Source organism: Nocardia wallacei (assembly GCF_029869545.1).
GTDB lineage: Bacteria > Actinomycetota > Actinomycetes > Mycobacteriales > Mycobacteriaceae > Nocardia > Nocardia wallacei_A.
The window spans coordinates 13,846-32,597 of the sequence record NZ_JARWQD010000172.1; the positions used below are offsets into that span (position 1 = coordinate 13,846).

The 18,752-nt window shown below is 70.3% G+C and carries 16 protein-coding genes; 11 read left to right on the forward strand and 5 right to left on the reverse strand.

Annotation, left to right across the window (positions count from 1 at the left end):
* Positions 1–20: 20 nt before the first annotated feature.
* Both QH290_RS14060 and QH290_RS14065 read right to left on the reverse strand, forming a co-directional pair.
* Positions 21–1,205: a pyridoxal phosphate-dependent aminotransferase gene (locus QH290_RS14060; protein WP_280383224.1), complete on the reverse strand. Its 1,185-nt coding sequence runs from the start codon at positions 1,203–1,205 to the stop codon at positions 21–23.
* A 70-nt stretch (positions 1,206–1,275) separates the two neighbouring features.
* Complete coding sequence (locus tag QH290_RS14065; protein WP_280383225.1) at positions 1,276–2,283, reverse strand: LacI family DNA-binding transcriptional regulator; 1,008 nt, start codon at positions 2,281–2,283, stop codon at positions 1,276–1,278.
* Positions 2,284–2,464: 181 nt separating this feature from the next.
* Between QH290_RS14065 and QH290_RS14070 the strand changes: the two genes are divergently transcribed.
* The 4 genes from QH290_RS14070 (at position 2,465) to QH290_RS14085 (ending at position 7,735) form a co-directional block, all read left to right on the forward strand.
* The gene (locus QH290_RS14070; protein ID WP_280383226.1) at positions 2,465–3,880 is read left to right on the forward strand and encodes an L-fucose/L-arabinose isomerase family protein; all 1,416 of its coding nucleotides are present in this window, start codon (positions 2,465–2,467) and stop codon (positions 3,878–3,880) included.
* A 45-nt stretch (positions 3,881–3,925) separates the two neighbouring features.
* On the forward strand, positions 3,926–5,569 hold the full coding sequence (locus QH290_RS14075; protein ID WP_280383227.1) for a sugar ABC transporter ATP-binding protein: 1,644 nt from the start codon (positions 3,926–3,928) through the stop codon (positions 5,567–5,569).
* Positions 5,566–6,696, forward strand: coding sequence for an ABC transporter permease (locus QH290_RS14080; RefSeq protein WP_280383228.1), 1,131 nt, complete (start codon positions 5,566–5,568; stop codon positions 6,694–6,696). Before QH290_RS14075 ends, QH290_RS14080 begins: the two co-directional genes overlap by 4 nt.
* 61 nt (positions 6,697–6,757) lie before the next feature.
* Positions 6,758–7,735, forward strand: a complete 978-nt coding sequence (locus QH290_RS14085; RefSeq protein WP_280269586.1) for a substrate-binding domain-containing protein — start codon at positions 6,758–6,760, stop codon at positions 7,733–7,735.
* Positions 7,736–7,744: 9 nt separating this feature from the next.
* Here the strand turns inward: QH290_RS14085 and QH290_RS14090 are convergent, their stop codons facing one another.
* A complete protein-coding gene (locus tag QH290_RS14090) occupies positions 7,745–8,665 on the reverse strand; it encodes a sigma-70 family RNA polymerase sigma factor (RefSeq protein ID WP_280269585.1) in 921 nt (306 codons plus the stop codon).
* A 98-nt stretch (positions 8,666–8,763) separates the two neighbouring features.
* Between QH290_RS14090 and QH290_RS14095 the strand changes: the two genes are divergently transcribed.
* The 5 genes from QH290_RS14095 (at position 8,764) to QH290_RS14115 (ending at position 14,052) form a co-directional block, all read left to right on the forward strand.
* On the forward strand, positions 8,764–9,351 hold the full coding sequence (locus QH290_RS14095; protein WP_280383229.1) for a GNAT family N-acetyltransferase: 588 nt from the start codon (positions 8,764–8,766) through the stop codon (positions 9,349–9,351).
* A 135-nt stretch (positions 9,352–9,486) separates the two neighbouring features.
* Positions 9,487–11,145 (forward strand): DNA repair helicase XPB, encoded by a 1,659-nt coding sequence (locus QH290_RS14100; protein WP_280269583.1) that lies wholly within the window; start codon positions 9,487–9,489, stop codon positions 11,143–11,145.
* 67 nt (positions 11,146–11,212) lie between these two features.
* Entirely contained in the window at positions 11,213–11,878 is a 666-nt protein-coding gene (locus QH290_RS14105) for a DUF3239 domain-containing protein (RefSeq protein WP_280269582.1), read from the forward strand.
* Between the two features lie 45 nt (positions 11,879–11,923).
* Positions 11,924–12,565 carry a LysE family translocator gene (locus QH290_RS14110; protein ID WP_425301884.1) on the forward strand — a complete coding sequence of 214 codons (642 nt, stop codon included), beginning with the start codon at positions 11,924–11,926 and terminating at the stop codon, positions 12,563–12,565.
* A 56-nt stretch (positions 12,566–12,621) separates the two neighbouring features.
* Positions 12,622–14,052 (forward strand): M1 family metallopeptidase, encoded by a 1,431-nt coding sequence (locus QH290_RS14115; RefSeq protein WP_280383230.1) that lies wholly within the window; start codon positions 12,622–12,624, stop codon positions 14,050–14,052.
* A 366-nt stretch (positions 14,053–14,418) separates the two neighbouring features.
* Here QH290_RS14115 and QH290_RS14120 read toward each other — a convergent pair whose 3' ends face one another.
* Positions 14,419–15,261: a hypothetical protein gene (locus tag QH290_RS14120; RefSeq protein WP_280269579.1), complete on the reverse strand. Its 843-nt coding sequence runs from the start codon at positions 15,259–15,261 to the stop codon at positions 14,419–14,421.
* 208 nt (positions 15,262–15,469) lie between these two features.
* Here QH290_RS14120 and QH290_RS14125 point away from each other — a divergent pair, with 208 nt between their 5' ends.
* Positions 15,470–15,970, forward strand: coding sequence for an LppU/SCO3897 family protein (locus tag QH290_RS14125; protein WP_280383231.1), 501 nt, complete (start codon positions 15,470–15,472; stop codon positions 15,968–15,970).
* 7 nt (positions 15,971–15,977) lie between these two features.
* On the opposite strand, the gene QH290_RS14130 is transcribed toward QH290_RS14125, so the two are convergent.
* Entirely contained in the window at positions 15,978–18,332 is a 2,355-nt protein-coding gene (locus tag QH290_RS14130; protein ID WP_280383232.1) for a helicase-associated domain-containing protein, read from the reverse strand.
* 99 nt (positions 18,333–18,431) lie between these two features.
* On the opposite strand from QH290_RS14130, the gene QH290_RS14135 reads away from it, so the two are divergent.
* Complete coding sequence (locus QH290_RS14135; RefSeq protein ID WP_280269576.1) at positions 18,432–18,620, forward strand: hypothetical protein; 189 nt, start codon at positions 18,432–18,434, stop codon at positions 18,618–18,620.
* Positions 18,621–18,752: the final 132 nt, after the last annotated feature.

Consider the following 18,752-nt stretch of genomic DNA (forward strand, 5'->3'; position numbering starts at 1 on the left):
CCCTGGCGACCCTCGCGGGGTCAGGTGGGCGACTGGGCGGGGTGGGCGGTGTGCAGGCGGCGTACGGCCTCGTCCAGAGTGTCGTCCTGTTTGCAGAAGGCGAAGCGCACCATGCGGTTCCAGGCGGCCTTGTCGTCGGCGAAGACGCTCAGCGGCACGGCCGCGACGCCCAGGCGCTCGGGCAGCTCGCGGCAGAACGTGTGGGCGTCGTGGTCGGTGAGGCCGGAGATGTCGGCACAGACGAAATAGGTTCCGTCGCTTCGCTTGACGCCGAATCCGGCGTCGGACAGCGCCTGCGACAACCGGATCCGCTTCTCCGACAGCGCATCGCGCAGCGCCGCGACCCAGGGCAGCTCGTGTTCGAGGGCGTAGGCGACCGCGGGCTGGAAGGGTCCGCCGCCGACGAAGGTGAGGAACTGCTTGGCCGCGATCACCCCGTCGATCAGGGGGGCGGGTCCGCACGCCCATCCGATCTTCCAGCCGGTGACGCTGAAAGTCTTTGCGGCACTGGATATCACGACGGTGCGCTCGTACATGCCGGGCAGCGTCGCGATGCTGATGTGCTCGTGGCCGTCGAAGGTCAGATGCTCGTACACCTCGTCGGTCACCACCAGTAGGTCGTGCTCGCAGGCCAATTCGGCGATGGCCCGAAGGTCGGCCCGGCCGAGTACGGTGCCGGTCGGATTGTGCGGCGAATTCAGCAGCAGCATGCGGGTTTTCGGCGTGATGGCGGCGCGCAGGCTGTCGATGTCGAGGGCGAATCCGGTGCCGTCGGGGACCAGGCGGGCGGTGCGCCGCGTCGCCCCGGCGAGGGCGACCGCGGCGGCATAGGAGTCGTAGTACGGCTCGATCAGCACCACCTCCTCACCGGGTTCGACCAGCCCGAGGATCGAGGCCGCGATCGCCTCGGTGGCGCCGACGGTCACCAGCACCTGGCTGCCGGGGTCGTACTCGGTGCCGTAGCGCCGCGCCCGATCCGCCGCGATCGCCTGCCGCAGCACCGGCATGCCCCGGCCCGGCGGGTACTGGTTGACGCCGTCGGCGATGGCCGTGCGGGCCGCCTCCAGCACGGCGGCGGGCCCGTCGGTATCCGGAAACCCCTGCCCGAGATTGACCGCGCCGTGTTTCACGGCCAGTTCGGTCATCTCGGCGAAGATCGTCGCCCCGAACGGGCGCAGTCGAGCAACGGTGGGCGAATGCGGCATGCCGACCACGGTAACGCGCGCCCCGCAAGCCTCTGCCGACCCGTGGCCCTACCCGCCGCTGCGGGGAGGGTCAGGCCACGGCGGGGCGGTGGGTGCTGGCGCGGGGGTGGAGGCGGGCGGGCAGGACGAGGCGCTGGGGTGGGAAGTGGTCGCCGCGGGCGCGGGGGAGGAGGAGTTCGGTTGCGCGGCGGCCGATTTCGTAGCTGGGCTGTTCGACCAGGGTGATCGGCGGGGCGAAGCCGGACCAGCTCATCTCGTCGAATCCGGCCAGCAGCAGGTCGTCGGGGAAGGCGATGCGCTCCTGGGCCAGGGCGTCCAGGGCGCCGACCATCATCAGGTTGTTGCCGACGAACAGCCCGTCGGGGCGTTCGGGGCGGGTGAGCAGGGCGCGGGCGGCGCGGCGCCCGCCCTCGATGCGGTAGTCGCCACGCACCTCCAAGGCCGGATCGGGCCGCAGCCCGGCGGCGCGCAGCGCGGCCCGGTAGCCCGCCAGGCGACTGGTCGCGGTCGACGCGTCCGCGGGTCCCGTGATCATCGCGATGCGGCGCGCACCCGCGGCGACGAGATGCTCCACGGCCTGCTGCGCCGCCTTGCGATTGTTCACGGTGACGCTGTCGATATCGGCCCGCCGCAGCCGCCGGTCGATGGCCACCACCGGGATGCCGCGCTCGGTGAGCGTGTCTATCCGGCTGGCCGTCGTGGACGACGGCGCCAGGATCACCCCCGCCATGCGCTCGGCGGCGGCGACCTCCAGATAGCGCTGCTCCTTGCCCAGGCTCTCATCGGAATTCGCCAGCACCACCGAGTAGTCGCGTTCGCTGGCCGCATCCTCCACCCCGCGGGCGAGCGCGGTGAAGAACGGATTCTGGATATCGGCGATGATCAGGCCCAGCACCTTCGTGGCCCGGGTGCGCAGCGACCGGGCCTGGCTGTTGGGGCGATAGCCCAGCTCGGCCACGGCGGTATCGACCCGGCCGCGCAGCTGTTCGGCGACGCGCGGATCGCCGTTGAGCACGCGGGACACGGTGGCGGGGGAGACGCGGGCCAGCGCCGCGACGTCGCGGATCGTCACCGCCATGCATCACCGCCTTCGCGTGCGTGACAAAGATTCCGCGGATCGTTGTCGAGGCCGACAGTTCGGGTCGCGAACCCGGCCGTGACCGGCGCGCCCCGGCGAACCTATGGTAGCGGGAAATCGTTTTCTGAGATCCATGTCACACTCGCGTGGGGCACCTCACCGAGGGGGCGAGGAGGCCGCAATGGCTCGCATCGGATTGCTGTCGATGTCCGACGGACGCGACTTCGTACACCGGGGCATCACCGATTTCATAGCGCAGTCGTCGGCGGCCGTGGCCGGTGCGCTGCGCGAGGCGGGCCACGAGGTGGTGGTCGCGGAGACGGTGTGTACCAACGAACTTGCCACCAGCCAGGCGCGGTGGCTGGCCGACCAGCGCGTCGACCTGACCGTATTCCATTACGCGGTATGGGCTTTCCCGCATTTCACGATGCTCGCGGCCGAGGCCACCGGCGGTCCACTGCTGCTGCTCGGTGGCCTGGACCCGGTGCAGCCGGGCATGGTCGGAATGCTCGCCGCCGGAGGCGCTCTCGACCAGATCGGGCGCCGCCACACGCGGGCCTGGGGCGATATCGGCGATCCGGCCACCCGCGAACGCATCCTGACCCAGGTCCGCGCGGCCGCCGCCACCCAGGCATTGCGCGGGTCGACCTTCGGCCGCATCGGCGGTCGCCCGATGGGCATGTACACCGCGGTCGCCAATACCGACCAGTGGATGCGCACCTTCGGCGTCGACGTCGAGGAGATCGACCAGTGGGAGCTGGTGCGCCGCAGCGACCTGGTGGAGGCGAGCCGGGTGCGCGGGGCGCGGGAATGGCTCGAAAAGTACGCCGCCGGAGTGCATTACGACGGCAAGAGCCTCACACCCGAGACGCTGGAGCGCCAGATCCGCTCCTACTACGCGATGACCGAGCTCATCGACGAGTGGAATCTGGACTTCTCCGGCATCAAGGGCCAGCCCGAGCTGACCAACCACTTCGCCACCATGGACATCACCGAGGCCTTCCTCAACGACCCCTACGACTGGGACGGCCCCAAGCCCACCCACGTCACCTCGACCGAATCCGATATGGATGCGGCGCTGACCATGCAGCTGCTCAAGGGCCTGTCGGGCACGCCCGTGCTGTTCGCCGACGTCCGCCACTACCACGCCGACAAGGACGTCTGGGACCTGTGCAACTCCGGCCAGCACGCCACCTGGTTCGCCGCCCGCTCCGACGACCCGCTGGAGAACCTGGCCCGGACGCACTTCTACCCCGAGGTGTTCTTCTTCCCGGCGGGCGGCGCCTCGGTGCATCACCTGGCCGCGCCCGGGGCGTTCACGCTCGCCCGGCTCACCCGCCTCGACGGGCGCTACCGCATGCAGGTGATGCGCGGCGAGTTCGAAAACTACGACGCCGCAACGAACGAGGCGATGATGCGGATGTCGACCTTCGAATGGCCGCACGCCTTCGCCCGGCTGCACGTCGACGCCGCCGAGTTCCTGAGCCGGTTCGGCGCCAACCACATTCACGCCGTTCCGGGCGAGCACGTGGCCGAGCTGCGGGCGGTGTGCGAGCTGCTGGGTATCGACTACGACGGGTTCGGCGACGCGGCCTGACCGGCGCGACTGCGTGTGTGGCAGTAGTGGATTGGCGAGGATCCGATGACCGGCACCGATACCGAGCAGCGCCCGGTGCTGCTCACCATGGGCGGGATCGTCAAGGAATTTCCGGGCGTGCGGGCGCTGCGCGGGGTCGAGCTGGCGCTGCACAGCGGCGAGGTGCTGGCGCTGCTCGGTGAGAACGGCGCCGGTAAGTCGACGCTGATGAACGTGCTCGCCGGGGTGCACACCCCGGATGCGGGTCACATCGAAATCGACGGCAGCCCAGTGCATTTCCGCTCGCCCAAGGATGCGGCCCGGCACGGCGTGGCGATGATCCACCAGGAGTTGAACCTGGTGCCCGAGCTGTCGATCGCCGACAACATCTTCCTGGGCCAGGAATTGCGCACGGCGCGGGGCACATTGGATCGCCGGACGATGGATGCCCGCACCCGCGAACTGCTCGCCCGGATCGGGCTGGGGCTGCCGCCGCGTCGGCTGGTGCGGCGTTGCCGCCTGGCCGAACAGCAGCTCATCGAGGTCGCCAAGGCCCTCAACCACCGGCTCCGGGTGCTGGTGATGGACGAGCCCACCTCCGCGCTCGCCGAGGCGGAGACGCAGCGTTTGTTCACGGTCATCCGCACGCTGACCGGTCAGGGGGTCGGCGTCGTCTACATCTCGCACCGGATCGAGGAACTCGAGCAGATCGCCGACACCGTGGTGGTGCTGCGCGACGGCGCCCACGTCGGCCGCCGTCCACTGCGGCCGAGCGCGGTCCGAACGACGGGACCGGAGGCGGCACGGCGGCCCGCCGGTCGTGCCGAGCTGATCGGGCTGATGGTCGGCCGCCCGCTGGACGAGTTGTTTCCGCGCCGGGCCGAGCAGCACGCGGGCGGCCGCCCCCGCCTACAGGTCGAGGGCTTGTCGACGACGCCCGTGCGCGGCTCGGATGCCGTTGCGCTGCGGGATATCTCGTTCGAGGTCGCCGAGGGCGAGATCGTGGGCCTGGCCGGGCTGATGGGCGCCGGGCGCAGCGAGGTGCTCGAGGCGCTGTACGGCGCGGGCGGCGGCGTCGGCGGCAGCGTCCGCGTGAACGGCCGCGGGTACCGGCCGAGCACCCCGCGCCATGCGATCTCCCGCGGCTTGGCGCTGGTCGCCGAGGATCGCAAGGCGCAGAGCCTGGTCCTGGGAAATACCGTGCGGTTCAACGCTTCCCTGGCCGCGCTGCGGCGGTATCTGCGGCCGTGGCGCACGGTCGATGCCCGGCGGGAACGGGCCGCGGTCGCCGCGCAGCTGACCGAGCTGCGGGTGCGGGCCGCCTCGGCGACGGTGGCCGTCGCGACGCTGTCCGGCGGCAACCAGCAGAAGGTCGTGCTGGCCAAGTGCCTGCTCACCAAGCCGTCGGTGCTGCTGATGGACGAGCCCACCCGCGGTATCGACGTGGGCGCGAAGGCGGAGGTGCACGCGTTGATGGATCAGCTGGCCGGGCGCGGCGCGGCCATCCTCGCGGTGTCGTCCGAACTCCCCGAGCTGATCGGCATGTGCGACCGCATCCTGGTGCTCTGCGAGGGCCGCGTCACCGGCGAATTCCACCGCGATCCCGCGCGCGGCGACCCCTTCGACCAGGAGGCGATCCTGGCCGCCGCGATGGCCCGCGAGCCCGCCACCCGGCCCCCGAACGGCACTGCGACACAGGATCTTCGATGACCGTCCCGACCGCGAACCCGCCCGAGGAACCACGGTCCGCCGCGGCCCGCGCCCGACTGCACCTGACCCGCCTGGTGCCGTATCTCGGTGCGGCCCAGGGCTATATCGGCCTGCTGCTGGTGATCGCGTTCGGCATCGCCACCAAGGGGCAATACTTCTGGAACCAGGAGAACCTCACCAATGCGATCGCGGCCTTCTCCTCGCGCGGCATCCTCGCCGTGGGCGTCACGCTCGTAATCCTCACCGCCGGAATCGATCTGTCCGTCGGATCGGTCCTGGGCATCGGGTCGATGACGGCCGCCATGCTGCTGGTGCACCAGGAACTCCCACCGTGGCTCATCGTGCCCGCCTGTGCCCTGGTGGGCGCGTTCTTCGGGCTGTGCAACGGCCTCGGCACCACCGTGCTGCACATCCAGTCGTTCGTGATGACGCTGGCGATGCTGTCGATCGTGCGCGGCATCGACCGGCAGATATCGGACAATGTCGCGGTCGGCACCGCGGTGCTGGACGACGCCGGGCGCCTGACGCCGGAGGCGTCGCAGTTCGCGCTGCTCGGCACGCCGGGGCACACCCTGTTCCAGGGCACCTGGCTGCCCGGCTTCGGCACGGCCGGAATCGCCTATCCGGTAGTGGCTTTCGTCGTTGTGTGCATCGTCTTCCAGCTGGTGCTGGCCAAGACGCGGTTCGGCAGGCATATCTATGCCGTCGGCGGAAATCCCACGGCGGCAAGGCTTTCCGGGGTCAATGTCACGCTCGTCATCGTCGCGGTGTTCACGCTGTCGGGGATGCTGGCCGGGTTCGCCGGGTCGATCGACGCCGCCTACAGCGCCTCGGCCGATCCGCTGGCCGGTACCGGCTACGAGCTGGACGCCATCGCGGCCGCCGTGATCGGCGGTGCCAGCCTGGCCGGCGGTAAGGGCACCATCACCGGCACCTTCATCGGGGCGCTGATCCTCACCCTGCTCGACAACGTGCTCGGGCTCAATGCCGTGGGTTCCAATGCGCAGCTGATCATCAAGGGCCTGATCGTCGTGGTCGCCGTGGTGCTGCAGCGGCCCGGCTTCTTCGGCAGCCTCCGCGACCTGACGTCGCGGTTGGCCCGCCCGCGTTCGTCCGGCGGCGCCTGATGCCGCCCGTCGCCCGGTCGCGATCGCCCGGCCGGAATCACCGCAATCACCAGGAGTCACCATGCCTTCTCTCCGCCGAATCGCCCTTCCGGCACTGGCTTTGAGCGCCGTCGCCGTACTCGGCGCGGGCTGCGCGGCCAACGCGCCCGAATCCTCCGACGACCAGTTCGTCGTCGGCTACTCCCAGTCCAACAACGCCGAACCGTATCGGGCACAGCTGAACCTGCAGCTGCAGTACTTCGTCAAACAGCATCCGGAGCTGAAACTGCTGCCCATCACCGATGCCCACCAGGACAGCGCGACCCAGGTGAGCCATGTGCAGAACTTCGTGCAGCAGAAGGTCGACGCGCTGGTCGTCTCGCCGAACGAACCGGCGCCGCTGACCGCCGCCGTGCAGCAGGCGTGTGCCGCGGGCATTCCGGTGATCATCCTGGACCGCAGTGTCAACACCGACTGCTACAGCGCCTTCATCGGCGGCGACAACTACGTCATCGGCAAGCTGGCGGGCGAGGCCGCGGTGCGGGCGCTGCCCGGCGGGGGCAATGTCGCCGAGCTGCGCGGAATCCTGTCCTCGCAACCGCAGATCGATCGGGACCAGGGCTTCCGCGACGCCATCGCCGGGCACGACATCACCATCACCGAACAGCAGGAAGCCAAGTGGCTCAAGGCCAATGCCACCGCGGTGATGCAGCAGTGGCTGTCCAAGGGCGGCAAGATCGATCTGGTCTACGCGCACAACGACGATATGGCGCTGGGTGCCCAGCTGGCCGCGCAGGGCGCGGGGCGCGCGGGCATGCCGATCATCGGCATCGACGGGCTGGCCATTCCGACCGGCGGCATCCGCGCCGTGCAGAACGGGCAGCTGCTCACCACCTACGTCTACCCGACCGGCGCCGAACAGGCCGTGGACACCCTGGTGAAGTTGCAGCGCAGGCAGCCGGTGGAGAAGAAGCAGGTACTCGGCACCACGCAGGTCACCAAGGAGAACGCGGCCCAGCTGTATCAGCAGTACGACATGTCGGGCAGGATCGGCGGTTAGCCCGCCGGGTCACGGCAACCGGATGCCGCGCAGCTTCTCCGGATTGGCCAGATCGTAGGTGCCCCAGATCAATCCGTCCCTGACGGTGAATCCGACGACGCGTTCGGGTGTGCCCGGAATGCCGTCGCGCGGTGCGCGTTCGGGCAGCAGCGCGCCCAATTGCCCGTTCACGTTGACGAATTCGAAGCCCACCTCGTCCGGGCCGATCAGGTCGTGGCCGTACATGCGCTGCAGGCCCAGGATCAGGCGGGCGATCTTGTCCGCGCCCACGATGGTCCTGATCGCGGTGCGGGTCGTGCCGCCGGCGTCGGCGGTGAAGACGGCATCCGGGTGCAGGGCGGCCACCACCGACCGCAGATCACCGGAGTACAGCGCCTCCAGCAGCTTCTGCACCGCGGCGTTGTGCTCGGCGTCGGAGACCGGTTCCGGCTGGCGCGCAACGGATTTGCGGGCCCTGGTCGCCAGCTGCCGGGCCGCCTCGGGGGAGATGTCGAGGATGGCGGCTATCTCGTCGAACGGCACCGAGAAGCCGTCGTGCAGGACGAAGGCCACGCGCTGCGGCGGGGTCAGCGTATCCAGGACCACCAGTGCGGCGAGGCGGCAGTCCTGCTTGCGGACAACGGCTTCCAGCGGATCGGGGAGCTGCGACGGCTTGGTGGAGGTCACCACCGGCTCCGGTAGCCATTCCCCGACATAGGTTTCGCGCCGCACGGCCGCGCTACGCAGGCGGTCCAGGCAGATTCGGCTGACCACGGTGGTCAGCCAGGCGCGCAGATCCTCGATCTCGGACTGCCGCGCGGTGGCCAGCCGCAGCCAGCTCTCCTGCACCGCGTCCTCGGCGTCGGCCACGCTGCCGGTCAGCCGATAGGCCACCGAGAGCAGGTGCGCCCGGTGGGATTCGAAGAGATCGGCGAGCAGAGCGGCAACCATTGTCGGGATTCTACGGTCGCGCCGATATCGTCCCGACCAGCGGTCCCGGCAAGGAAAAGCGGTGGGCTCGGGCGTGGGCTCCGTGACAGCATGGCGCCATGACGGACACCAGGCTCAGTGACAGCACGGTCTGGCTCTCGCGGCCCACCGACGCCGATATCGACACCATCGTGGCGTGCTGCCAGGAGCCGTCGATCGGGGAGTGGACCACCATTCCCGTGCCGTACCGGCGCGAGCACGCGGAGATGTTCCTCGCCGAGATCGTGGCGCCGGGCTGGGCCGCGCGGCGCCCGACCTGGGCGGTGCGCGAGTCGGCGGACGGGCCGGTCGTCGGCATGATCGGCGTGACGGGCGTCATGCATCACGGCGGCCAGGAGAGTGCGGCCGCCGAGATCGGCTACTGGCTGAGCCCGCGGGTGCGGGGGCGGGGCCTGGCGACGCGGGCGGTGCGGCTGGCCTGCGACTACGGGTTCCGGTCCGACGGGCTGGGGCTGGTGCGCATCGAGTGGCGGGCCATGGTCGGCAACCACGCCTCGGCCGCCGTCGCGCGGCGGACCGGCTTCCGCTACGAGGGGCTGCTGCGGCTGGGCGCCGAGCAGCGCGGCCGCCGCCGCAACGTGTGGGTCGCCGGTCGCCTGGCCACCGATCCACCGGGTCCGAGCGGCGGGTGGCCGGAGGGGGTCTGATCGACTCGGTGCGGTGGTCCGACCCACCCGTTTCCGGCCGCGAGCTGCGCCCGCGGTGAACAATGAGACAGCTCACGCGGTCGTGTCGGTCCGATCGGGAACAATGGACCACGGCCCGCAACCCCAGGAGGCGCCGTGACCGACGGACCGCTCATCGTCCAGAGCGACAAGACCCTGCTGCTCGAGGTCGAGCATGAGCAGGCCGATGCCGCGCGGCAGGCCATCGCGCCGTTCGCGGAGTTGGAGCGTGCGCCCGAGCATGTGCACACCTATCGGGTGACGCCGCTGGCGCTGTGGAATGCGCGGGCGGCGGGGCACGATGCCGAGCAGGTGGTCGATGCGCTGGTCAACTACTCGCGGTATGCGGTGCCGCAGCCGCTGCTGGTCGACATCGTCGACACCATGGCCCGCTACGGTCGGTTGCAGCTGGTCAAGCACCCGGCGCACGGGCTGGTGCTGGTGAGCCTGGACCGGGCGGTGCTGGAGGAGGTGCTGCGGCACAAGAAGATCCAGCCGATGCTCGGCGCCCGCATCGACGACGACACGGTGGCCGTGCATCCGTCCGAGCGCGGGCGCATCAAGCAGATGCTGCTCAAGATCGGCTGGCCCGCCGAGGACCTGGCGGGCTACGTCGACGGCGAGGCGCACGCGATCGAGCTGGACTTCGACACCCACGAGTGGCAGCTGCGCGACTACCAGGAGATGGCGGCACAGTCGTTCTGGGCGGGCGGCTCGGGCGTGGTGGTGCTGCCGTGTGGCGCCGGTAAGACCATGGTCGGCGCGGCCGCGATGGCCAAGGCCGGGGCCACCACGCTGATCCTGGTCACCAACACCGTGGCCGGTCGGCAGTGGAAGCGCGAGCTGCTGGCGCGCACCTCGCTCACCGAGGAGGAGATCGGCGAGTACTCCGGCGAGCGCAAGGAGGTCCGGCCGGTCACCATCGCCACGTATCAGGTGATCACGCGCAAGACCAAGGGCGAGTACAAGCATCTGGAGCTGTTCGACAGCCGCGACTGGGGCCTGGTCATCTACGACGAGGTGCATCTGCTGCCCGCGCCGGTCTTCCGGATGACGGCCGACCTGCAGTCGCGGCGCCGCCTGGGCCTGACGGCCACCCTGGTGCGCGAGGACGGCCGCGAGGGCGATGTGTTCTCGCTGATCGGCCCCAAGCGCTACGACGCGCCGTGGAAGGACATCGAGGCGCAGGGCTGGATCGCCCCCGCCGACTGCGTCGAGGTGCGGGTGACCCTCACCGACGCCGAGCGCATGACCTACGCCACCGCCGAACCGGACGAGCGCTACAAGCTGTGCTCCACCGCCCGCACGAAACTCCCGGTGGTCGAGTCGATTCTGGCCCAGCACAAGGACGCGCCCACCCTGGTCATCGGCGCCTACCTGGACCAGCTGGACGAATTGGGCGAACACCTGAACGCCCCGGTCATCCAGGGCTCCACCCGCAACAAGGAGCGCGAGGCGCTGTTCGACGCGTTCCGCAACGGCGAGATTCCGGTACTGGTGGTGAGCAAGGTCGCCAACTTCTCCATCGATCTGCCGGAAGCCTCTGTGGCGGTGCAGGTTTCGGGCACCTTCGGCTCCCGCCAGGAGGAGGCGCAGCGGCTCGGGCGGCTGCTGCGCCCCAAACACGACGGTGGCCAGGCACACTTCTATTCCGTCGTCGCGCGTGACACCCTGGACGCCGAATACGCCGCGCACCGGCAGCGTTTCCTTGCCGAACAGGGATACGCGTACCGCATCACCGACGCGGACGACCTGCTGGGCCCGGCGATCGGATAACAGCAGGCCGCGTCCCCGTAGACTGTTTACCGGAGAGACGGCCTCCGCATACGGTTAGGACTGAGACGTGCGACGCTTCGAATTCGCAGTGGACCGCGAACACGCGCGAGCGGTGAACGAAGTGCTCGCATCCATCCGCCGGCTGCGCATCCTGGGATTCGCCGCGGCGATCGTGCTCGGGCTGGGCACCGCGGGCCTGATCTGGCTGAGCCACCCGTACTCGTTCCTGCTCGCGGTGGCCTTCGCGCTGGGCACCATCATCGCGTTGTTCGTGGCGGTGTGGACGCCGTACCGCTCCCGCATCGAAAAGCTGTACGCCGAGGGCGACCTGGTCCCGGCGGTGGTGTCGGACAAGCATTCCCGCGGCGTGACCCTGCTGGCGCTGGTCAATATCGCCAAGCCCGGCTGCGACCCGCGCTACGCGCTGATCACCCGGGTGGTGCGGGCGCTCCCCGGTCATCGGCAGTGGCCGGGCGAGCAGGTTCCGTCGGTCACGGTGCGCGCCGATCGTGCCCCGCGCTCGGTCGGCGATCTGCGCCAGCCGGTCAGCGCCATGCCGATCGCGTGGGGCACCCGCGACACGGGGGTGATCGACCGGGCCCGGGCGGCGATCAGCGATGTCGAGTGGAAGCTGCTGACCGACAATCTCGCCCTGGCCGAGAAGGTGCGGCGTGTGGATTCCAAGCGGCTGCTGCTGGATCCGCAGCAGTTGCCGGAGGAGCTTCGGGGCTGATCGAATTCGGTTTCGAGGAGTTGCGGCCCTCAATAGACTGACTTGGTGCCACCGCTCACCAATCTGCTGACGTTCCTGGTCGCCGCGACCGTCCTCATCGTCATCCCCGGTCCCGGCGTGCTGTTCACCATCGGCCGCGCCCTCACCGACGGCAAGCGCGCGGCACTGATCTCCGTGCTCGGCCATTCCTGCGGCGTGCAGGTGGTGCTGACCCTGGTGGCGGCCGGTCTCGGCACGCTGGTGGCGGCGTCGTCGATCGCGCTGAACATCGTCAAGTTCACCGGCGCGCTGTATCTGATCTACCTCGGCGTGCAGTCCATTCGGGAACGGCGGTCGCTGCGCGAGGCGATGTCGAACGTGGCCCGGCAGCCCACGCGGAATCGGCGGGTGTTCCGGCAGGGCTTCCTGGTGGGTGTGACGAATCCGAAGGCGATCATCTTCTTCTCGGCCGTGCTGCCGCAGTTCGTCGATCCGGCCGCGGGTCCGATCCCCCTGCAGATGCTGATCCTCGGCGTCGTCTTCCTGTTGATCGCGCTGGTGTCCGACAGCCTGTGGGCGCTGCTGGCCGGTACCGCCCGCGACTGGTTCGCCCGCTCGCCGCGGCGGCTGGAGGCGGTCGGCGGCGCGGGTGGCGTCATGATCATCGGCATGGGCGCGAGCGTGGCGGTCTCGGGCACCAGCCACTGATCCCACTAGCATCGAGCGACGGTCGGCACGCCCGTGCCGGAAAGGTGGCTCGCTGCATGGCTTCACACAACTGGATGCGCTGCCTCGCCGCCGGTCTGGTGGTCGCGGGCGCGGTGGCGGCGCCGGTGTACGGGCAGCCCGCGCCCGCGTCGGCGCGGGCCGCGGCCGATCCGCTCGTCGGCGCCTCCGGGCTCGGCGACCCTTACTACCCCGAGGACGGCAACGGCGGATACCAGGTCGACCACTACGCGCTCGCGCTCGACTACGACCCGCCCAGCCGCCGACTGGCGGGAACCGCGCGGGTGAATGCGGTTGCGACGCAGGCGTTGCGGATGTTCTCCCTGGATTTCGCGGGCCCGGAGGTATCGAAGATCGCGGTGAACAACCTCCCGGCCGGATTCGCCCGCGAGGGCGAGCACAAGCTGACCGTGACCCCGGCGGTGCCGGTGCTGCCCGGACTGCCGTTCACCGTGACCGTCGAATACGCCGGAACCCAGGGCGATACCCCGGGATCCGGCTGGTCCCTCTCGCCCAGCGGCGGCGCTTTCGTTGCGGGCGAACCGCATTCGGCCACAACCTGGTACCCGCTCAACGACACTCCGTTGGACAAGGCCACATTCGATGTGACCGTGACGGTGCCGCAGGAGTGGGAGGTCGTGTCGAACGGGCTGAAGGTGCGCGACGAGGTGGCGGGCCCGAACCGGACGGTGCAGTGGGCCTCGCGGCATCCCACGCTGGGATACCTCACCACGCTCGCCATCGACCGGTTCGAATTCCTGGAGCAGCGCCGGGCCGACGGCACCCCGCTCGTCAGCGCCTTCGCCCCGGACGCCGTGCGGCACCGGGAGCTCGAGGAACGCCTGCCTGAGGTGCTCGACTTCCTCGAATCCCTGTACGGCCCCTACCCGTTCGAGAGCGCCGGTGGCATCTACATCGATACCGACCTGAACATCTCGCTGGAGACCCAGACCCGGCCGATCTACGCGCCCTGGACCGATCTCAACACCCTCGTCCACGAGAACGCCCATCAGTGGTGGGGCGACTCGCTCTCGGTGCGGCAGTGGTCCGACGTCTGCCTCAACGAGTGTTTCGCCAGCTACACCGCCGACTACCTGTGGCCGGAGCGCAAGGAGGGCGAGGATGTCGACGCGCAGTACCGCGCGACCGTGGCGAAGTTCCGCGACAAGCCCGAACGGTGGAACACGCGCCTGCAAAACCCCGGTGCCGGAAAGGAATTCACCGCAGTCTACTATCGCGGCCCGCTGTTCCTGCACGCGCTGCGGCATCTGATCGGCGACGATGTCTTCTTCCCGGCGATCTCGCACTTCGTGCGGTCGCACGCCTACGGCAACGCCTCGATGCCGGAGTTCCGCGACTTCGTGCAGTCCAGGACGGGGACCGACCTGTCCGGATTCTTCGCGGCCTGGCTGGACGGCACCGAGATTCCGTCGGACGAGTACCTGTACCCGGGGTCGCTGCGCGGCTGAGGATTCCGGCCAAAAGCATGCCGGAAAATGATGAAGCAGGGCGCGCATGGTGGATATGGCTGCGCAAGGTGCGCGCGTGGTGGATGTGGCTGCGCAGGTGCGCGCGTGGTGGATGTGGCTGCGCAAGGTGCGCGCGTGGTGGATGTGGCTGTGCAAGGTGCGCGCGTGGTGGATGTGGCTGCGCAGGTGCGCGCGTGGTGGATGTGGCTGTGCAAGGTGCGCGCGTGGTGGATGTGGCTGTGCAAGGTGCGCGCGTGGTGGATGTGGCTGTGCAAGGTGCGCGCGTGGTGGATGTGGCTGTGCAGGGGCGCGCGTGGTGGGTATGGCTGCGCAAGGGCGCGTGGCGGAACAGCGGCTGGGCTTCCCTTACTCTTCCGGTACGCGGGATCGCGCTTTCTCTACCCAGCGGTCCACGCGGTCCAGTTGGCGTTCGGCCTTGTGTAGGGCCTCCTGGGCGGAGCGTTCGCTCGCGGAGGCGAAGCGGCGCTGTTCCTCGGCGCGTTCGAGTTCGGCGCGCAGGGCGGTGATGCGGTCGTCGGCCTCCTGTAGGCGGGTCGTGGCGTCGTCGAGGCCGGACTGTGCGGAAGCCTTTGCCTCCCGGGCGGATTCGAGCGCCTCCAGGGCGTCGTCGAGTTCCTGCCTGGCCGCCTCGGTTCGGTCCTCGGCCGACTTACGCTCCGGGGCAGGCTTTTTCGCGGCGGGCGCCGCATCCGGCACCGCCGCCAGCGCCGGGCCCTCGGGCCCGAAGCCCTCGTAGTTGGCCGCCGTGGTCAGCGTGCCGGTCCGCACCTGTTCGGCCACGTCCGGATCGGCGAGCGCCGCGTGCAGCGTCTGCCCGACCTCGCGCAGCACGCCCTCGCCGAGGGTGCGTTCGTGGTCGGCCGCGAGCTGACCGGCCTTGCGCGCCAGCGCATTCACCACCTGCTGCCGCTGGGTGGTCAGGCTGCGCAGCTGATCCCCGGACAGCCGTCGCTGCGCGTCCTGCAGGGCGGCGCCGAGCTCCAGCAGCGACCCGACCTCGTCGGGGGCCTCGCGGGCGAGCAGGTTCACCGCCCACGCCGCCACGGTCGGCCGCCGCAGCTTGCCGATCGCCGTCGCCAGTTGCTTGTCGCCGCTCGCGCGCGCCGCTTTGACCTGCTCATCGCGGGCCGCGACGAACTCGGCGGGGTCGAGCGCGTAGAGCCGGTCGGTGACCTCCTCGAGCGTCATGCTGCCGAGCGTAACGATCGAACCCGCGATGTCGACGTAAGATCACGAACCGCGCATGTGGTGCGGGCGGAATGTGAAAGGCCCCCTGGTGAACCTTCTCGGATTTCAACTGCTGACCGGATTCCTACCCCGCATCCTGAACTTCAACCTGCTGGCGATGTACGGCTTGGGCATCTTCCACTGACCCGTGTGAGAAGGTTGTCGGCGTATGGGAACCGCAGGCGCTCGCCTCGTCTCGGCGCTACTGCTGCCGGTGGCCCTGGCCGGATGCTCGGTCATGCAGAGCGCGAGCAAATCCGACACCGCCCGGGCGCAGACGGGGCAGTGCATCGATGTCCGCGAGGGCTCGGTGACCGCCTCCCGGACCGAGCCGGTCGACTGCTCGTCCGAACGGGCCGTCTACACGGTGATGTCGGCCTCGGAGACCAAGCGGGACTGCGGCACCGAATACTCCTCCTACGAGGAGACCTTCCACGGCGGGACCACCGCATTCCTGTGCCTGGCCCCGAACCTCAAGCAGGGCAGCTGCTACCACCGGGACCGGGACACGGGATTCGCCTACGCCGACTGCGCGGCACCCGAGGCGACGGTCCGGGTGGCGGCCCGGATCGACGGCCGCTCCGACGAGTCGCTGTGCGCGGCCGATGCGACGTTCCTGCTGCTCTCCGATCCCGAAACCACGTTCTGCCTGGAGAATCCGAAGGGCTGAGCCGGACTCACTGATCCACCAGCGCCACCGACGCGATGCGGTGCAGCATGAAGTGCCGGACGGCGCCGGTGACCGGGTCCAGCGCGTCGAGCTGCCCGCCCGCGACCTTCATCGGCTCCACGATGCGCTGCGTGGCGATGCCCTGGGCATCGACGTAGCCGATGTGCACCGCCCGCCCCACCCCCACCGCCAGCGGTAGCAGCGCCAAGGTGGCGGCGGTGCTGGTGCGGGTGCCGTCGGAGCGCACCGCCTGCCCGGACCGCGCCCGCGCCGCCTTCTCTCCCGCCCGCAGTTCGGAGACGAGCAGCCGCAGCTGTTCGGTGCTGGGCGGGGTTGGGCGCCACGACTGCCGGGCGTTGGGTCGCGCCGGGATGCGGGTGCCGCGCGGGCGCAGATCGACGATGGCACCGGATGAATCCTCGCCCGCCGGAGTGAATCCCGCGGCCCGCAGCTGTTCGAGCACCTCGCCGAGCGGCGCCTGCGAGACGGCCACGGTCGGCGCGACCGCCCGTAACGCCAGCCGACCGGCGACCGGGGTGGCCAGTACCTCGGCCAGCAGCGCCGGATCCTCGCTGCGGACGAACGATTGCGCCATGCCCACGCGCAGCCGCCCGTGCCGTCGGGCGACGTCATCGATCAGATAGGTCAGCGATTGCGGCACCGGCGTGCGCGAGTGCGCGGAGAACAGCTGATGCAGTTCGGCGGCCGTCATCCCCGCGTCCAGTGCGCGCCGCACGGACGACTCGCCGATCCGGTATACCGTTGCCGCGCCCGCGGATTCGACGTCGGCCACCAGCGCGATGCGGCTCTGCAGGTCCGGCACCAGCGGTCCCGGCGCCACCACGGTGAGGTCCGCCTGCACCAGCACGTGGTCCACCGGATCCGGCAGCGCCGACTCCATCTCCGCCTCGGCGCCGTCGGGGCTGCCGTGCAGCAGCGCCCGTCCGGCCGAGGTGATCGCGCCGCGGCCGACCAGCCCGAGCGCATTCGCCTCCGCCAGCGTGCGCTCCACGGCATCGGTGCGAAAGTGCCTGCGCCAGCGCGGTTGCCGCCACGCCAGCACCCGGGCGATATCGGACGGTGTCAGCGCCGCGCCGGTCGGCTGCTCGGCCAGCAGGTCGAGGATGGCGCGCCGATCCCGCACGGCGTGCAGATTGCGCAGCTCCAGCGACAGCGCCGCCAGCGGCTTGTCGTTGGCGTCGCGCTGGCCGATCATCCACGGGAAGCGGTCCAGCTCGAGCCACGCGGCGGCGAGCACCACCCAGCGCCGGGCGGCGGGCCCGTCGAGCCAGCCGTCCGCGGCCGTCGTCGGGGCCCAGAAGTCGTCGACGGCGTCGGACTGCGGCGCCGGTTCCGGAATTCCCTTGTCCAGCAGGCGGGCCGCTGCCAGCACCTCGGCCAGCATCGCCACCCGCGACTCGTCGATACCGGTCTGCTTGGCGATGCGGCGCAGTTCACGCACGCCCAGGCCGCCCGACCGCAGGGCCGGCGCGGGCACCTGTTCGAGCACCTCGATGATGTCGGCGCAGTGCCGCAGCAGCTCGCCCGCCTCGGTGGCGGCGGCCGCATTGCTGTCGGCGGCGGTGTGCCTGTCCGGTTCGGGCCGCGGCGGCTGCAGCGCGTGCGGGTCGGTCACCGGTTCGCGGCGCAGCACCTGGCCGACGGCGGGCGGGAGTTCGACGGTCTCGTCGTCGACGCGGTCCAGCAGCCGCAGGGCGAGCAGCCGGGGAACGGGACGCTCCGGCGGCGCGTCGGGGGCGGCGTCGCGGGTGCGCCCGCGCGGGCCCGTGGTGGCCAGCTTGTCGAGCAGGCTGCGTTCGGCGGGGCCGATATCACCGAGGGCGGCAACGATTTCCGATTCGGTGAGCGCGTCCGGGATCTCGGTGGTGCTGCCCAGCGGCCACGGCAGCGCCTCCTTGGCGGCGGCCGCCAGGTACAGCGCGTCCGCACCCCAGGCGAGGGCGCGGGCGGTGAGGCGGGCGACGGCGGCGTCGATGGCCGCCGCCGAGACGCGGTCGCCCAGCAGCTCGTGCAGGCGCGTGCGGGGCAGCGGGGTTGCCCGGCGGCCCGGGTAGGTGGCGCCGTGCACCGCGAGGGTCTCGATGACCGCGAATTCCAGCGTGTCGAGTTCGTCCGTCGCGCGCAGCACCGAGGCGCGCTGCTCGGCCCGTGCGGCCAGCACCGACATCGAGGACGGCAGCGGGACGGCCAGATCGGGCCGCAGCTCGAGCAGCGTCACCAGCTCGTCGTCGGTGCGGGCGGCGAGCCAGTCGGCGAGCGTCGTGCCATCGGCCGAACCCTGGCCGGCGGGTGCTGCGGGGTGATCGTCCCCGGCCCGGGGCGCGTCGTCGGTCGTGGTCATCCCGTCCAGCGTACGGCCGGGCGTCGCGGCCCGCTGGATCGCGTACAACACCCGTTGCCGGGCCGCGTCGGATGATCGGTTCCATGCCAGAATGAGGTCGTGGTGAACAAATCGAAGAAACCCTATGTCGACAACGGTTGGCCGAAGCTGGCCAACGGTGACCACGCGGTCACCGAGCTGTCGTCGACCCGCTCCGGTGGCCTCTCGCCCTACGGCGAGGACACCGAGTTCCCGGTGCCTGCCGACGAGGTGCCGTACGTGCATCCGCACACGGTCATCAACCGCTGACCGCACAACGACAAGGCCCCCGCATAAAAAATGCGGGGGCCTTGTCGTAGGTGATGCGGGGGCCTTTTGGGAGGGCTTGGGGCGGCCATGTGCAGGGGGGTGGGGCGGCAATGGGCCGGGTGGACGGGCGGG

Bases quoted from the DNA above. Each gene is read 5' to 3' on its own strand.
- QH290_RS14060 (WP_280383224.1), bottom strand. From the start codon at position 1,205: ATGCCGCATTCGCCCACCGTTGCTCGACTGCGCCCGTTCGGGGCGACG.
- QH290_RS14065 (WP_280383225.1), bottom strand. From the start codon at position 2,283: ATGGCGGTGACGATCCGCGACGTCGCGGCGCTGGCCCGCGTCTCCCCC.
- QH290_RS14070 (WP_280383226.1), top strand. From the start codon at position 2,465: ATGGCTCGCATCGGATTGCTGTCGATGTCCGACGGACGCGACTTCGTA.
- QH290_RS14075 (WP_280383227.1), top strand. From the start codon at position 3,926: ATGACCGGCACCGATACCGAGCAGCGCCCGGTGCTGCTCACCATGGGC.
- QH290_RS14080 (WP_280383228.1), top strand. From the start codon at position 5,566: ATGACCGTCCCGACCGCGAACCCGCCCGAGGAACCACGGTCCGCCGCG.
- QH290_RS14085 (WP_280269586.1), top strand. From the start codon at position 6,758: ATGCCTTCTCTCCGCCGAATCGCCCTTCCGGCACTGGCTTTGAGCGCC.
- QH290_RS14090 (WP_280269585.1), bottom strand. From the start codon at position 8,665: ATGGTTGCCGCTCTGCTCGCCGATCTCTTCGAATCCCACCGGGCGCAC.
- QH290_RS14095 (WP_280383229.1), top strand. From the start codon at position 8,764: ATGACGGACACCAGGCTCAGTGACAGCACGGTCTGGCTCTCGCGGCCC.
- QH290_RS14115 (WP_280383230.1), top strand. From the start codon at position 12,622: ATGGCTTCACACAACTGGATGCGCTGCCTCGCCGCCGGTCTGGTGGTC.
- QH290_RS14120 (WP_280269579.1), bottom strand. From the start codon at position 15,261: ATGACGCTCGAGGAGGTCACCGACCGGCTCTACGCGCTCGACCCCGCC.
- QH290_RS14125 (WP_280383231.1), top strand. From the start codon at position 15,470: ATGGGAACCGCAGGCGCTCGCCTCGTCTCGGCGCTACTGCTGCCGGTG.
- QH290_RS14130 (WP_280383232.1), bottom strand. From the start codon at position 18,332: ATGACCACGACCGACGACGCGCCCCGGGCCGGGGACGATCACCCCGCA.